Annotated in this window: 14 protein-coding genes; 8 read left to right on the top strand and 6 right to left on the bottom strand. The window is 67.0% G+C overall.

Translation table 11 applies throughout. From position 1 onward, the window contains the following. Positions 1-44: 44 nt before the first annotated feature. The 5 genes from ACFQ9K_RS13390 to ACFQ9K_RS13370 all read right to left on the bottom strand — a co-directional run bounded on the left by ACFQ9K_RS13390 (position 45) and on the right by ACFQ9K_RS13370 (position 5,645). Positions 45-974, bottom strand: a complete 930-nt coding sequence (locus ACFQ9K_RS13390) for a carbohydrate ABC transporter permease (protein WP_378722356.1) — start codon at positions 972-974, stop codon at positions 45-47. A 170-nt stretch (positions 975-1,144) separates the two neighbouring features. Beyond that, on the bottom strand, positions 1,145-2,047 hold the full coding sequence (locus ACFQ9K_RS13385) for a L,D-transpeptidase (protein WP_378722355.1): 903 nt from the start codon (positions 2,045-2,047) through the stop codon (positions 1,145-1,147). Between the two features lie 303 nt (positions 2,048-2,350). Further along, positions 2,351-3,742 (bottom strand): cytochrome P450, encoded by a 1,392-nt coding sequence (locus ACFQ9K_RS13380; protein ID WP_378722354.1) that lies wholly within the window; start codon positions 3,740-3,742, stop codon positions 2,351-2,353. 40 nt (positions 3,743-3,782) lie between these two features. Then, on the bottom strand, positions 3,783-5,057 hold the full coding sequence (locus ACFQ9K_RS13375) for a serine hydrolase domain-containing protein (RefSeq protein WP_378722359.1): 1,275 nt from the start codon (positions 5,055-5,057) through the stop codon (positions 3,783-3,785). A gap of 48 nt (positions 5,058-5,105) precedes the next feature. Next, the gene (locus ACFQ9K_RS13370) at positions 5,106-5,645 is read right to left on the bottom strand and encodes a DUF6764 family protein (protein ID WP_378722353.1); all 540 of its coding nucleotides are present in this window, start codon (positions 5,643-5,645) and stop codon (positions 5,106-5,108) included. Positions 5,646-5,841: 196 nt separating this feature from the next. Here ACFQ9K_RS13370 and ACFQ9K_RS13365 point away from each other — a divergent pair, with 196 nt between their 5' ends. After that, entirely contained in the window at positions 5,842-6,462 is a 621-nt protein-coding gene (locus ACFQ9K_RS13365) for a hypothetical protein (RefSeq protein ID WP_378722352.1), read from the top strand. A gap of 88 nt (positions 6,463-6,550) precedes the next feature. After that, entirely contained in the window at positions 6,551-8,011 is a 1,461-nt protein-coding gene (locus ACFQ9K_RS13360) for an MFS transporter (RefSeq protein WP_378722351.1), read from the top strand. A 70-nt stretch (positions 8,012-8,081) separates the two neighbouring features. Here the strand turns inward: ACFQ9K_RS13360 and ACFQ9K_RS13355 are convergent, their stop codons facing one another. Next, positions 8,082-8,756, bottom strand: coding sequence for a S1 family peptidase (locus ACFQ9K_RS13355; protein WP_378722350.1), 675 nt, complete (start codon positions 8,754-8,756; stop codon positions 8,082-8,084). A gap of 561 nt (positions 8,757-9,317) precedes the next feature. On the opposite strand from ACFQ9K_RS13355, the gene ACFQ9K_RS13350 reads away from it, so the two are divergent. The 6 genes from ACFQ9K_RS13350 to ACFQ9K_RS13325 are packed head-to-tail and all read left to right on the top strand — an operon-like array spanning position 9,318 to position 15,641. Further along, on the top strand, positions 9,318-10,136 hold the full coding sequence (locus tag ACFQ9K_RS13350; RefSeq protein ID WP_378722349.1) for an MlaE family ABC transporter permease: 819 nt from the start codon (positions 9,318-9,320) through the stop codon (positions 10,134-10,136). Then, entirely contained in the window at positions 10,137-11,000 is an 864-nt protein-coding gene (locus ACFQ9K_RS13345) for an ABC transporter permease (protein ID WP_150400427.1), read from the top strand. It abuts the gene before it with no gap. 6 nt (positions 11,001-11,006) lie between these two features. Then, positions 11,007-12,497 carry an MlaD family protein gene (locus ACFQ9K_RS13340; protein WP_378722348.1) on the top strand — a complete coding sequence of 497 codons (1,491 nt, stop codon included), beginning with the start codon at positions 11,007-11,009 and terminating at the stop codon, positions 12,495-12,497. Then, positions 12,494-13,537 carry an MCE family protein gene (locus tag ACFQ9K_RS13335; protein WP_378722347.1) on the top strand — a complete coding sequence of 348 codons (1,044 nt, stop codon included), beginning with the start codon at positions 12,494-12,496 and terminating at the stop codon, positions 13,535-13,537. Before ACFQ9K_RS13340 ends, ACFQ9K_RS13335 begins: the two co-directional genes overlap by 4 nt. Continuing rightward, positions 13,537-14,535: an MCE family protein gene (locus ACFQ9K_RS13330; RefSeq protein WP_378722345.1), complete on the top strand. Its 999-nt coding sequence runs from the start codon at positions 13,537-13,539 to the stop codon at positions 14,533-14,535. The genes ACFQ9K_RS13335 and ACFQ9K_RS13330 overlap by 1 nt, the downstream gene beginning before the upstream one ends. Then, positions 14,532-15,641 (top strand): MCE family protein, encoded by a 1,110-nt coding sequence (locus ACFQ9K_RS13325; RefSeq protein ID WP_378722344.1) that lies wholly within the window; start codon positions 14,532-14,534, stop codon positions 15,639-15,641. Before ACFQ9K_RS13330 ends, ACFQ9K_RS13325 begins: the two co-directional genes overlap by 4 nt. Positions 15,642-15,649: the final 8 nt, after the last annotated feature.

Raw genomic sequence — 15,649 nt, 5'->3', positions numbered from 1 at the left:
GAGCTGGCGCCGCTGGTAGGAATTCGTTTCAGCGCCTGCGCTTTTCACTGCTCATTCCGATCCATGACGCGAACCTGCACCAGCGTGACCACCAACAGCACCACGAACATGATGGTGGCCACGGTCGCGCCGTACCCGGCGCGGAAGTTACGGAAGGTCTCCTCGTACACCTGGTAGACCATCGTGGTGGTGCCGGTGCCTAGCGGCCCGCCGCGGGTCATCACATTGATGATGTCGAAGACCTGCAACGAATTCAGCAGCACCGTGATGGACAGGAAGAACGTGGTCGGCCGCAGTTGCGGCAGCAGCACCTTGGTGAAGGTGGTCCAGCGGCTCGCGCCGTCCATCTCGGCCGCCTCCATAAGCTCGGCCCGAACCCCTTGCAGCGCGGCCAGATAGATGACGAAGCTGTAGCCGAGGTTCTTCCAGATGTAGGTCACCGTCACCATGAACAGCGCCCAGTGCGGGTTCTGGTAGAAGTCCGGCACGTTGTCCACGCCCAGCCGTCCCAGCACGTCCTGGACCAGGCCGAAGCTCGGATCGAAGATGAACTGGAAGGCCACGCCGATGGCCGCGCCGGAGATCACGAACGGCGCGAAGATCGCCGAGCGGACCACATTGCGGCCGAACAACTTCCGGTCCAGCAGCAGGGCCAGCGCCAGGCCGAGCACCATGCTGCCGACCACCGCGGCCAGGGTGAAGACGACGGTGTTGGTGACGATGTCCCAGGAGTCCGACCGGCCCCACCACTCGGTGTAGTTGTCCACCCCGATGAAGGTGGCCACCGGATCGGAGATGTTCCAGTCGAAGAACGACAGCCGGATGTTGTCGATCAACGGCCGGTAGACGAACACGGTCAGCAGCGCGAGATTGGGTACCACCAGGATCAAGAACAGGACGTAGTCCTGCCAGGGCCGGTTCCGCAAACCGCGTCCGCGCGGTTGGGGTAGTACTCGTTCCGGCTTCGCTCGCACGTCGCGCACTCTACGGACAGGAGCAAACAGTCGGTTAACGCTGTCCGGACGAACGCTGAACTTCTCGAGCACGCGCCCAGTGAATCAAGAAGCCGAACATCACGATCAGCAATTCAGCTAATTGATCGTAATGTTCGGCTAGATGACGTGTCTCGAGTTGTGCGGACCAGCTAGTCGTTCCAGTCTCCGGCCAGGCCGTCGCTGGTGCCGATCGAGCCGCCCTTGGTGTTCACGATGACCACCGGGTCGCCCTTGCGCGAGTTCTCCATGAACCACTTGGCGTTCTCGGTGCTCACGTTGAGGCAGCCGTGGCTGGAGTTGGAGACGCCCTGCTGGCCGACCGACCACGGCGCGGCGTGCACGAAGATGCCGCTGTTGGAGATCCGGGTCGCGTACTCGACCTCGAGCTTGTAGCCCTCGGGGTCGGTGGTCGGCACCCCGTAGGTGGACGAATCCATGATCATCTTGCGCAGCTGCTCGCCGACCACGTAGGTGCCGTTCGGCGTCTCGTGCTTGGTCTTGCCCATCGAGGTCGGCATCGTCTTCACCTCTTCACCGTTGCGGGTGATGGTGATCGTGTGCGTGTTGTCGTCGGCGGTGCTGACGAACGCGTCGCCGATCCGGAAGGCGCTGCGGGTGCCGCCCGCCTCGACCGTCACGTCGGTGTTGGCCGGCCAGAACTCGTTCGGCCGCCAGCGCACCTGCTTGTCTCCGCGCCAGTAGAAGTGACCCGGCGCGGCCTTCGACGAGGTGACCTTGATGAACTTCTCCGCGGCGCCGTGATCGGGCACCGGGTCCTTGAAGTTGATGATGATCGGCTGGGCGACGCCGACCTCCTCGCCGTCGGCGATGTTGATCGACGGCGGCGCGAAATTCGGCTGCTGCGGCGCCGGGTCCTGTGCGGAACCGGCCGATCCGGAGCCGAACGGGAACGGCTCGGCGTCGGCGGGGGCGACCAGCAGGACGCCCGCCGCGATCGTCGCGGACAACAGGGCGCCAGCCCGCAGCCTGCGGGTTAGCTGAGCTCCCCTGCGATGGGCAGGTAGCGACCCGGTGTGCGAAGCGACATGCATAGGTTTCTCGTCCATTCCATCTCTCAGCACACCCGTGCGGACGCACGCGTGACCCGAGATCTCTCATCGGCGTGGAGCAGGCAGAGCTCACCCCACGGGTATTGACGGCCCGACCCTCATCCTTCCTACCGTCCCGGTGCGGCCCGAAGCCAGTTGCGTTTCATAGTGATTCGTTCAGACCGTGCGGTGTGGTAGCCGTCACATAACCGGTCGGCGGTTGTCCGTCTTCCGGAAAGGTACCGGTCACGTCGGCGAGTCCGGTGCGTCGATCGATGTCGCTGGTGGGCCGGTGCGCGGGCGTGGTCAAACGCCTTCGTGATGTAAATCACCCTCGACGACGAACGGAATCGAGCGATGCGGACCGGTTGCTATGTTGTGCGGCACCGAGATTGGCGCACGGCCGTGCGCGTACCGCGCGGGCAGCCGCAACCGCACCCGGCGCACGATGGTAGCCAACGCGATTCGAAGTTCGTAGTCGGCCAGCGCGGCGCCCACGCAGCGCCGGTGCCCGCCGCCGAACGGCGCGAACTCGAACGGGCCGTACTTGCGCTCGAGGAACCGCTCCGGCCGGAACCGCCGCGGGTCGGGCCACACCTGTGGATCCGAGTGCAGCAACGGCACCGCGACCCCCATCGTGTCCCCCGCGGCGAGCGGTACGCCGCGCAGCGGGTACGGCGCGGTCAGCCTGCGCACCACGATGGGCACCGCGGGATGCAGGCGCAGCGTCTCCTGGCACACCGCGTCCAGGTAGGGCAGCCGGGCCAGCTCGACCGGGCTGACCTCGGGTCCGGCCGCGCGCAACTCCGCGCGCAGCCGGTCCAGCGTGGACGGTTCCCGGTGCAGGTGGAACAGCGCCCAGACCAGGGTGGTCGCGGTGGTCTCGTGCCCGGCCACCAGCAGGGTGCGCAGCTGCTCGCACAGCTCGGCGTCGGTGATCGCGGTGCCGTCGTCGTAGTTCGTGCTCAGCAACATGCCGAGGATGTCGGTGGCCAGCTCTCCGGTACCGGTGCGCCGGTACCCGATGTCGTCGAGGATCAGCCGGTCCAGCCGCGCGCGGGCCGCGACGAACCGATCCCACGGCGCCTGCCCGCACAGTCCGTGCCGCAGCAGCGGCACCAACATCAGCGGCCCGGAGAACGCGGTCAGGAATTCGGCGACCGCCGCGGTGTATTCGGCCCGTCGCTCGTGGCTGTCCACGCCGAACACCGCCTCCAGGATCACCCGCAGCGTGATCGCCCTGGCCGCCGCGCGCGAATCTATCCGGGCGCCCGGCCGCCACGCCTGACCGTTCGCGCCGGCCAGCTCCTGCGCCACCGAGTCCCGGATGATGTCCCCGTACATCCGGATCCGCGCGCCGTGGAAGGCCGGGGCGAGCAGCGCGCGATCGCGGCGATGCCGCTCGCCCGCGGCCAGGATCAGCGAGGCCGGGCCGACCAGCGGCTCGATCGGATTGGGCCGCGGCGGTTCGAGCGCGTCGATCGGCGCGCGGAACACCTCCCGCGCCCCCACGGCCGTGCCGGTGAACAGCGCCGAGCCGAAGCCGGGGAAGCGGACGAAGAACGGGTCGCCCTCGCGCGCCCGGCGCCAGCGGAAGTAGCGGTCGAAATCGATGCCCGCGGCCAGCGCGTGCAGCACGATCGGCCGCGGTGCGCGCGGTGCCGTGCCCACGCGCGGCTCGGCTGCGCCCACGTCCATATCTATGGATACGAACTCACCGGCCAGTAGGTTCGATGCGCTAGGAATCCGTCTCGTCGACGACCACCGCGGGCTTGGCCCGGCGCACGGTATTCCGCGCGGTCGCCGCCAGCCGGGCCAGCCTGGCGTCGCCGAGCGCGGTCACCGCGTTGCCGAGCCGATTGGTGACGAAGGCGATCGACATGCCGAGTTCCGGATCGGCGTAGGCGCCCGACCCGCCGACGCCGTAGTGGCCGAATGCCTTGCGCGGCTGCTGCTTGGACATCAGCACCGGGCGGTGATATCCGAGGGTGAACCGCAGCGGCAGCCCGAGCACGTAGTCGCGGCTCTCGGCGGGCTGCACCTGGTTGATCGTCTCGATCGTCTCCGGCCGCAGGAACCGCACGGTCTCGGCGCCGCCGGGGCGCGGCACGACAACCAGTCCGCCGTTGGCCAGCGCGCCATACATCCTGGCCAGCGCGCGCGCCGAGAAGACGCCGTTCCAGCCGGGCATCACCGCGTCGTGCACCCGCGGGTCGCGGACCAGCTCGTCGAAGCTCTCCGGCATGCCCGCCTCGGCCAGCCCGCGCATCGGGCGCACCCAGGACAGCACCGACGAGGCGGTGTTCCAGCGGATGCCCGGCGGGCTCAGGTGCGGGAAGATCTTGGCGATCCGATAGCGCTCCGATTCCGGCACCCGGAACCAGAACTCGTCCAGGCCGAGCGGTTCGGCGATCTCCCGGCGCACCACATCCGCGAACGGATCGCCGGTGACCCGCTGCACGATCTCGGCGACCAGCCAGCCGAAGGTGATCGCGTGATACCCCGAGGTGCGGATGCGGCGCGGGTCCGGCGGGCTGTCGGCCAGCGCCTCGATCACCGCGTCGTAGTCGAGGATGCCCTCGCGGCCGGGGACCAGGCCGCGCACCCGGTGCAGGCCGGCGCGATGGGCGAGCACGTCGCGCACGGTGATCTCGTCCTTGCCGTGCGCGGCGAATTCGGGCCAGTACCGGGCGACCGGTGCGTCGTAGTCGATCAGGCCGCGCTCGGCGAGCCGGTGCACCACGGTCGAGGCGACGCCCTTGCCGGTGGAGAAGGTCAGCGCGACGGTGTCGCCGTTCCAGCGCCGGTCCTTGCCCGCCCAGCCGCCCCAGATGTCCACCACGGGCTTGCCGTCGAGGTAGACGGCCAGGGCGCCGCCGCCGCGATTCGGCTGGGTGAACATGCCGAAGAATTGATCGGCCAGGCGGATGAACCGCGGGTCGACCAGCATCTCCTTGGGCGCGGCGAACTTGCCGCCGGCCGGGTCGGCGGCATCGAAGCCGCCCGTCGCCATTGCCGAAACCATGGGGTCACCTCCTGCCCACCGATCGCGGTGCGTTCCTCAGGGTAGCTGGTGGACCGGGGTCTGCCAGCGGCCGAAAGGCGTGCTCAGGCAGGTGTCACCGGTGCGTGAGTTCCAGGCGAACGCGCCGCCGCCCAGGCAGACCACGGACTGTTCGGCGGTCTGCGCGCTCGCGCGCGAGCCGTCGAGCGCGACCGAGATCGCGACGATCGGCACCCCCGGGCTCTGTGAAACCTCTTCGTTGTCAATGGAACTCAGAGCGATCGCGTCCTGCCCCACGCCGAGCGCGATCGGTATCCCGCCCGCGCCGTCGCTGGCGCCGACTCCGCCGCGCACGCCGATGCCGATCGCGGTGGCTCCCGCCGTGGCGTTCGCGTAGCCGACGCCGTCGATGCCGAACGATTTCGCCTGGCCGAGCAGGTCGGTCGCGGCCCGGCAGGCGGTGCGGCCGTCGATGATGGTGATGTCGGTGCCGTTTTCCGAGGTGCAGTGCACATCGGTAGCTGAGGCGACGCCGGGCAGTGCGAGAGAGGCAAGCACCGCGGCGGCCGAGCAGACGATCACGCTGATCAGCTTCACGGGCAACTCCTCTCCAACTCTGAAACCCCACTGTACTCAGATCGGTTGCTGGAACCTCGATTCCGCGGTCGAGTCGACGTGTGCGCGTTCGATGGTGTATGCATGGCGTGTATTTGCAAGCGCAGCTATATCTTGTTTACTTCGGATTCTTACGGGGGCGTGAGTTCGGAGCGTGACAGCTCGGGAGGACTGTTTCGTGTCTGGTCAACTGACCTGGGGTCGTGTCGCGTTTGCGTCATTCGTCGCGGCGCCCGCGCTCGCGCTGGTCGGCTGTAGTTCGACGGTGAGCGGTCACGCGCAACCCGCGGTGGACAACGGCACGATCAACGCCGTCTCGATCACCAGCACGCCGAAGCCGTCGTCGGGCCGGCCGACCACCACCAAGCCGACGCCGACCAGCAAGGGCGGCAACACCGACTTCCAGGCCAACGAGGGCGATTGCGTCACGCTCGGCGGCACCACCTCCAACGCCACCATCACCAAGGCGTCCTGCGGCAGCCGCGCGGCCAACTACAAGGTGATCGGCAAGGCGCCGAAGAGCACCCAGTGCGTCGGCGACGCCGACAACTACTACGCCGAGACGCTCAACGGCATCGAGCAGGGCGCGTACTGCCTGGACATCGACTGGGTCGTCGGCGGCTGCATGGACGTCGGCGGGGACGATCCCAAGCGGATCGACTGCACCGGGTCCTCGCCGGTCAAGGGCGTCAAGGTGGTCAAGCGGGTGGACGGTGCCGATGACGTGAACGTCTGCGGCAGCGGCACCGGATACGTCTACGAGCAGCGCCATTTCGTCGTCTGCGTCCAGGAGCTCTGACCACCCCGTTCCGACCGTCCTGAGCTGACACTTTCCGCCCAGCGATGAACTGCCGGGCAACCGGACAGCGGACGGCTAAGTTGAGCCGGTGAGCACCACTGATCTCCCCCGGCTGAAATCGGCCACCGGCCGCTGGATTCTGCTGGCCACCATCCTCGGTTCGTCGGTGGCCTCGCTCGACGCGACCGTGGTGAACATCGCGCTGCCGCGGATCGGCGAGTCCCTGGACACCGACGTCGCCGGGCTGCAGTGGACGTTGAACGGGTACACGCTGACCCTGGCCTCGTTCATCCTGCTCGGCGGCTCGCTCGGCGACCGCCTCGGCCGGCGCAAGGTGTTCGTCTGGGGCACCATCGGTTTCGCCCTGGCCTCGGTGCTGTGCGGTGCCGCGATGAACATCGAGATGCTGATCTTCGCCCGCATCCTGCAGGGCGTCGCCGGCGCCATGCTGACGCCGGGCAGTCTCGCGCTGATCTCCTCCTCCATCGATCGCCGCGATCAGGGCGCGGCGATCGGCCTGTGGTCCGGCTTCGGCGGGGTGGCCGGCGCGTTCGGGCCGTTCCTCGGCGGCTGGCTGATCGAGCTGGCCGGCTGGCGCTCCATCTTCTTCATCAATGTGCCGCTCACCCTGGTCGTGGTGCTCGTTGCGCTGAAACACGTGCCGGAGAGCCATGATCCGGATGCCAAGGCGCGGCTGGACGTGCCGGGTGCGGTGGTGGTCGCGCTTGCGCTCGGCGCGCTGACCTTCGGCCTGATCGAGACCATGCCGTTGCTGCTGGTCGCGGGCGTGCTGCTGCTCACCGCGTTCGTGGTGATCGAGCTGCGCAGCGACCATCCGCTGGTGCCGCCGGTGCTGTTCGCCTCCCGCGTGTTCACCGCGGCCAACCTGGTCACCCTGGCGGTCTACGCGGCGCTCGGCGGCGTCTTCTTCCTGCTCGTGCTGGAATTGCAGTTGGTGGCGGGCTATTCACCGCTGATGTCGGGAGTGGCGACGGTGCCGATCACCCTGATCATGCTGGTGCTCTCCGCGCCGGCCGGGCGCTGGGCGCAAATGCACGGACCGCGCATTCCGATGACGATCGGTCCGCTGCTCGCCGCCGGCGGATTGGTTCTGCTGTTGCGCATCGGGCCGGACACCGTCTATTTCACCGACGTACTGCCCGGCGTGCTCGTCTTCGGTTTCGGCCTCGCGGCACTGGTCGCCCCGCTGACCGGCGCGGTGCTCGGCGCGGTGCCGTCCAGCGAGGCGGGCATCGCGTCCGGGGTGAACAACGCCGTGGCGCGGACCGCGCAACTGCTCGCCGTCGCGGCGCTGCCCGGCCTGGCCGGAATCTCCGGTGCCCTCGGCGATCCCGTCGCGTTCAACAGCGGGTTCGGCAAGGCCGTGTGGATCTGCGTCGGCCTGCTGATCACCGGTTCGCTGCTCGCGGCCGCCCTGCTGCGCGCACCGCGCCGCCCGGCCAGTCCGGACAGCGTCGACTGCCTGCCGCAGTGCGGCGTCGCCGGTCCGGCGCTCACGCCGCCAACGCACGAGAAACTGACGCCATAACGAGAAATGAGCGGGCGCAACCGGTTCGATCGACCGGGCGCCCGCTCACTTCGCGTGTCTGGTGAGACGGCTAAATAGGCAGATAACCTGCGCCCACGCCGCCGCGCGCGTTGATGTCGTCCATGATCGTGCTCATGTTGGTGCCGACCTCGGGGCCGAAGCAGGCCATGGCGAGGTAGGCGTTCACCATGCCGACCAGGGTGGTGCCGATGACGACCGGCGCACCGGAATCGCCCTCCACGACGCACATCTGGCTCCAGGTCTCCATGTTCGACCCGAAGACGTCGCCCCAGCTGATGCCGCAGGTGTTGCCGGTGGTCCGGCCCTCCTTGCAGACGATGTTCGGGAACGCCGCCGGAGCGCCGAGCCCGGTGATCGTGACATTGCCGATCCGGTTCACCGGGATGATCTTGCCCGGCTCGAACTGAATGACGGCGTAGTCGAGATCGTGGTTGGAGTAGACGAACCGGCCGATCACGCCGGCACCGCGGTTGGCCTCAGCGAAAACCTCGGCACCGGGATCGCCGCAGTGGCCGGCGGTGAGGCCGACGAGCCTGCCCGCGTTGTCGTGGCCGACCGTGGTGACCGTGCATTCGAATTGGTTGTCGATGATGATGCCGGAACCGCCGCCCAGAACCGGCGGGCCGGGGTCGGCCTGAGCGGCCCCCGCGCCCGTCCCGAGTAGCGCCGCACCGAGGGCTACGGCGAAGGCGGCGGTGGCCACCTTGGCGAGTTTGCTGAACATGTCCCTCCAGACGTCGGAAGCCCGCACGATATCAATCTGTCGCACCCATCGTGTCAGTATTCGGGCCCGGGCGCGTCATCTCTTGCGGGGTGTCCACAACGGGCGAGCCTCGACCCCGTTTCAGACATAAGGACGAATTCGTCTCTTATTTGTCGTAATAGCGACAGGCTATCAAAATAGCCGTTGCCCGTTTCGAGTTTGTACTCGAACAGTAGTACAGCCCGTTCTGTTCGGTTCCGGAAACAAATGCGATTTTGAATGAACTCTATCCGAATAAATTAGTGTGATGATCGCGTCTGGGCGGCCGATTCATCGTGCTGACCTGTAACTTGTTCCAGAGAATCCACCCTCCGTTTTGGGCGCCGACCCAATGGTGGTGGCCGCCGCCATAGCGTTTAGGACACAGTGACCGTCGTCTATGACTGCAATCACAGGAGGGTGGTGTGTTCTGGCTTACTACGTAGTAAGGTGCGTCAAGCAAACAAGTCGTCGGGGCAGCCAACCGGCGTCGAGAGGGGTTAGCCAGTGCAGTCGACCAAGAGTCCTCCAACAGGATCACGGATGAGTGATGCGGTCGATTGGACCAAGGGTTACTGGGCCGACCATCCGAAGGCTTCGCTGGAGACCTTCGGTCGCCAGATCACCATGGGGATCGCCGCGGTCGCCGAGTTGTTCATCGCGATCTTCCGGCGCCGCTTCCCGTTCAACGAGTTCATCCGCCAGTGCGCGTTCATGGCCAGCGTCTCCGCCGCGCCCACGCTGCTGGTCGCCGTCCCGATCGGCGTCATCGTCTCCATCCAGGTCGGCTCGATCGCGGGTCAGGTCGGCGCCACCTCGTTCATCGGCGCGGCCAACGGCCTCGGCATCATCCAGCAGGGCGCTCCCCTCGTCACCTCGCTGATGATCGCCGGCGCGGTCGGCTCCGCGGTGTGCGCCGACCTCGGCTCGCGCACCATCCGGGAAGAGATCGACGCCATGAAGGTGATGGGCGTCGACCCGATGCGCAGGCTGGTCGCCCCCCGGCTCGGCGCGGCGATGCTGGTCAGTGTGCTGCTGTGCGGCTTCGTCGTTTTCGTCGGATTCCTGACCGGTTACATCTTCAACATTTTCGCGCAGAACGGTACGCCGGGTTCCTACATCGGCACGTTCTCGTCGTTCGCGGTAACTACCGATCTCTTTGTCGCACTGGTCAAATCGCTGATTTTCGGGTTGCTCGCCGCAATCATCGCCTGCGACAACGGATTGAACGCGCGCGGTGGTCCGGGCGGCGTGGCCAACGCGGTGAATTCCGCGGTGGTGAGTTCCGCCATCATGTTGTTCGGCGTGAATCTCGTCATCACCCAGGTGTACAACGCACTGTTCCCGTCACAGGTGGTCTGAGTGTCGTCGACTTATGTTCCCCCGCTGCTGCGGCCGTTCCAGCAGCTTCGCAAAACCGCGAACGCGCCGATCGATCTGCTCGCCCGGCTCGGCCACCAGGTCTTCTTCCTGCTGCGCTCGATCGGCTCGATTCCGTTGGCGCTCAAGCACTATCCCAAGGAAGTGTGGCGGCTGCTCTCCGACGTGAGTTGGGGCAACGGGAACCTGGTGGTCGGCGGCGGCACCATCGGCGTCGTGGTCATCCTCAGCGCGTTCGGCGGCATGACCGTCGGCATCCAGGGCTACAACTCGCTGAACCTGCTCGGGCTCAGCCCGATCACCGGCGCCATCTCCGCCTTCGCCACCACGCGTGAACTCGGCCCGCTGCTCGCCACGATCGCGTTCGCCGCGCAGGCCGGCTGCCGGTTCACCGCCCAACTGGGCGCCATGCGCATCTCCGAGGAGATCGACGCGCTGGAGTCCATCGCGATCCGGCCGCTGCCCTACCTGATCAGCACCCGGATGTTCGCGGCCATGGTCGCCATCATCCCGCTGTACTGCCTGGGCCTGGCCATGGCCTACATCTCCTGCTCGCTGACCGTGCAGCTGATCGGCGGCACCGCGAGCGGCACCTACCAGCACTACTTCTACCAATTCCTGGTCCCGACGGATGTGATCTACTCGCTGCTCAAGGCGATCCTGTTCGTCGCGATCACCACGTTCATCCAGTGCTACTACGGCTTCTTCGCCTCCGGCGGTCCGGAAGGCGTCGGCGTCGCGGCCGGCCGCGCGATCAAGGTGTGCATCATCGCGGTCGTTTTCGCGAACCTGTTCATGACATTGGCGATCTGGGGCATCAACCCCGGCATCAGGATCTCGGGGTAGCACCAGATGATCATCGATCCCAGTGGGCGCGGGCCCACGATGCGTCAGTTGATCGTGGCCGGTCTGGCCGGCCTGATCGTGCTCGCGCTCGTGCTCGGCTTCCTGACCCTGCGGTACAAGGGCTACTTCGTCGACAAGGTGAACGTCACCGCCAACCTGACCACCACCGGTGACGGACTCCCCGCGCAGGCCGACGTCAAGTTCCGCGGCGTGCTGGTCGGCGCGGTCAAGGAGGTCGAGGTCGCGGCCAAGGGCGAGCTGCAGAAGGTGCAGATCGAGGTGAAGCCGGAGTTCGCCAAGGGCGTGCCGGCCAACGTCACCGCCAGGGTGGTGCCGAGCAACCTGTTCGCCGTCACCTCGGTCGAGCTGGTCTTCAACGGCCCCGCGGACCAATACCTGCACGAGGGCTCGATCATCGAGGAAGACCGCAGCAAGGGCACGCTCGCGCTGCAGGACACGCTCACCACGGTGCGCAACATCCTCGACCGGATCGATCCGATGCAGTTCGGCCGGGTGCTCGGCACGTTGTCCCAGGCGCTCGACGGCAGCGGCCGGATGCCCGGCTCGACCGTCGAGCGGCTCGACCGCTGGTTGCAGTCGGTCGACGACGCGATCCCGAATCTCGGTGTGATGCTCGGTGATTTCTCCGCCTCGTTCCACGCGCTGAACGAGTCCTCGCCGGAACTGCTCGATGTGCTCGGCACCTCGGTGCAGACCGCGCGCACCATCGCCGACCGGCGCAGCGAGCTGGTCGCGCTGATCACCGGGACGGGCAGCACGGTCGACACGGTGAACGATCTGTTCGCCCGCAACGGCGACGTGGGCAAGCAGGTGACCGCGGGCACCAGCGACATGTTCGGCGCGGTCGCCGCGGACCCGAGCGCGATCACCCGGACGATCCTCAACCTCAGCGAGATGACCAGGAAGATGGACTCCACCTTCACCTGGGGCCCGCAGCAACAGCAGCGCTGGGACGCGGGCATCACGCTCACCCCGTACAAGCCGTACACGGTGGCCGACTGCCCGCGCTACGACGACCTGGCCGGACCCAGCTGTGCCACCGCTCCCGCGGTGAACGAGCTGCCGCCGCTGCCGGACAACCTGAAGCCGCGCGCGCTCGAGTCGGCGGCCGGCCTGCCGCCGGTGGTGCCGATGCCCGGCCTGCCGCTGATCCCCGGCGTCACCACGCCGGACTCGCGGCCCGCCGAGGCCCTCGTGCCCAGCGCGCCCCGCCCGTTCGCGGGCACTCCGCTCGAGGGGCTGTTCCCGATGCTGCCCGGCCTCGGACAACCGCAGGCCCCGGCGCCCGCTCCGGCTCCGGCGGCGCCTGCCGCCGCACCGGCGGGCACCCCCGCCGCGGGCGAGATCTCCTACCGGGGTGACGCGGCGATCGCGAAGCTGCTCGGCCGCCAGCCGACCACAGCCGAATATCTGCTGCTGAGCTCGATTTTGAAGGGCGGGACCATGCACGTGGCCGAAAACCGGGTCAGCCGATGAGTATTCGTAAACCGCTGATCGGGTTCGGTATCTTCGCGATCGTTTCGATCCTGGTGACCGTCGTCGTGTGGAACACCTTGGCGCGCATCGTGAACGGCGATACCAACACCTACTCGGCGACCTTCTCCGACGTGCTCGGCCTGCACGAGGGCGACGACGTGCGGATGGCGGGCGTGCGGGTCGGCAAGATCGAGAAGATCGAGCTGGACCGCGACGCCAAGTCGAAAAAGCAAGTGGCCAAGGTGACCTTCGTCGTGCAGCGGGACCAGACCCTGTTCGACGACACCAAAGCCCTTGTCCGCTACCAGAACCTGATCGGCCAGCGCTATGTCGCGCTGGCGCCGGGCAAGTCCTCCAGCCCGGCGCAGCTGAAGAACAACGCGTCGATCCCGCTGGACCGGACCGAGCCGTCGTTCGACGTCTCGGGCCTGCTCAACGGTTTTCAGCCGTTGTTCCAGGCGCTGCAGCCCGAACAGGTGAACCGCCTGTCCGAGACGTTCATCCAGGCATTGCAGGGTGACGGAGTCTCGTTGAGCGCGTTCATCGTTCAGGCCGCGCAATTGGCGACCGACTTCCAGCGCCGGGATGCGATCCTGTCCGATGTGATCTCCAACCTCTCCGGTGTGATGGCGGGGTTGGCCAGACGAGGTGATGAATTGGAGACCCTGGTGACCCAGACCCGGGCCTTGATCGGCGGGTTGTACGAACAGGGGCAGTCGCTGCAGACCTCGACGGTGCAGATCGCCAACGCCACCAGCTCGCTGGTGGACATGGTCGGTCAGATCCAGCCGAAGTTGCAGGCCGCCCAGAACTCCACCAGTGCCGCGCTGACCCTGCTGCTCGCCAACGGCGCCAAGCTGGATCAGGCCGCGATCGACCTGCCGAACATCATCTCGGCGGCGGGCAGGCACACCGAGGAGGGCGGTTACGCCAACGCCTACCTCTGCGGTTTGGACGTCTCGCTCTACGGCGTGCTGTTCCCCCGCGGCCTGTTCTCCCAGATCGGTGGCACTTCGCACTCGGCGGTGTGCCGCCCGTGATGACGAAACTGAAGGCGAGATTCGCCGCCAACCGCTACTTCTGGCTCGGCATCCTCGGCGGTGCGCTCATCGTGGTGCTGCTGCTCGCGTCCGGCCTGGTCAAGCTGATCGGCGTCGGTGAGCAGAGCGTCAAGGCCGAGTTCGTGCAGGCCGCCGGGATCAAGGTCGGCGACCGGGTCAACGTGGCCGGCGTGACCAGCGGCCGGGTGGACGGCGCCAAGCTCGAGGGCGACCACGTGCTGCTGACGCTGAGCATCGACAAGGGCGTCAAGCTCGGCCCGGACGCGCGCGCCTCGATCAAGATGGCCACGCTGCTCGGCGCCCGCTACGTCGACCTGGACCCCGGCGACGGCTCCGGCCTGAAGGGCGGCCGGATCCCGGTGTCCAACACCGCGGTTCCGTACAACCTGGCCGACGTGGTGCAGGAGGGCACGCCGAAGTTCGAGGCGCTCGACACCAAGAAGCTGTCCGAGTCGCTGAACCTGATCAACCAGCAGATGGGCGACTCCCCGCAGCTGATGGCGCAGGCGCTGGACAGCGTCGGCGCGCTGGCCAAGGTGATGGACACCCGCAAGGCCGAGGTGGACAGCCTGCTCAAGGATCTGAACCGGGTCACCCAGATCCTCGGCGACAACCGCAACAGCGTGCTGCTGGTGATCACCCAGGGCGAGGCCATCGCCAACCGGGTGATGGAACGCCAGGGCCTGCTGCGCCAGCTGCTCGACAACGTCGCGTCGCTGACCAGGCAGCTCCAAGAGATCGGCGCGCAGAACGACAACCAGCTCGGCCCGACCATCGAGCAGCTCAACACCATGTCCGAGGGCTTGCAGAAGAACAAGGACAACCTCGATCGGTTGCTGTCGCTGATGCCGCCGACCGTGCGCTACCTGGCCAACTCCTGGGGTGGCAACGGACCGTACGGCAGCGTCGGACTGCCGTGGATCTTCCCGGACAACTGGCTGTGCTTCGCCCAAGTCATAGAGGGGTGCCAGGGATGACCTTCCCGAAGGCCGTCAAGGTACGGGCCATCGCCAAGATGATCGTGGTCAGCGCCGCGGCACTGGCCGTCGGCAGCTGCTCGCTGGTGCCGAGTTCGGTGAACAACGCGCTCGGCCAGACGATGCAGATCACCGCCGACTTCGAGAACATCGCCGGCATCTACGAGGGCAACCCGATCACGGTGCTCGGGCTCGACGTGGGCAAGGTCGACAAGATCGTGCCGAAGAGCACCTACATCGAGGTGCACATGTCGATCAACAACGACGTGAAGATCCCCAAAGACGCGATGGCCGCGATCATCTCGCCGTCCATCGTGACCGACCGGCACGTCGAACTCACCCCCGTCTACACCAGGGGCGACACCATGGCCGACGGCGCGCACCTGCCGCTGGCCAAGACCAAGACGCCGGTCGAACTCGACACGATGATCAAGACCATCGACCAGTTCGCCGCCGCGCTCAAGCCGGAACCGGGCAGCGAGGGCATCGGCCCGCTGTCCGGCCGGGTGCTGTACCCGATGGTGAACGGCAACGGCGAGAAGATGCGCGACACGCTCAACGCGCTCTCCGGCGCGCTGAAGGTCGGCGTGGACAACAAGGACGCGGTCTCCAACATCATCGTCAAGCTCAACGAGCTGACCACGATGCTGGCCGACAACGACCAGTCGGTGCGTGACTTCAGCAACCGGATGACCCAGATGACCGGCTTGCTCGCCGATCAGGCGCCCGGCCTGGAGGCGACGCTGAACCAGATCAACGACTTCCTGAACAACACCAGCACCACCCTCGCCCAGCATCAGGATCAGCTGGCGAGCAGCCTGGCCGGGTTGACCAACGTCACCCAGCAGTTGCGCGACAACGCGTACGGCATCACCGAAATCGTCGACGTCGCACCGATGGTCTTCCAGAACGTCGACCGGATCATGAACCGCGAGCACGGCTACGTCCGGCTGAGCGCGCTCATCGGCACCGCGCTCAGCGGTGAGCTGGTGAGCCTGTTCTGCGAGCGGATCCAGATGAAGGCAGACGGCTGCCGAACCGGAAAAATGCAGGACTTCGGGCCCGACTACGGTCTGACCGCGGCGCTGCTCGGACTGACGAAATGACGTACCGA

The organism is Nocardia sp. NPDC056564 (genome assembly GCF_042793755.1).
GTDB lineage: Bacteria > Actinomycetota > Actinomycetes > Mycobacteriales > Mycobacteriaceae > Nocardia.
The sequence above is the reverse complement of the archived record's forward strand: the minus strand, read 5'-3'. Positions and strand labels throughout refer to the sequence as shown.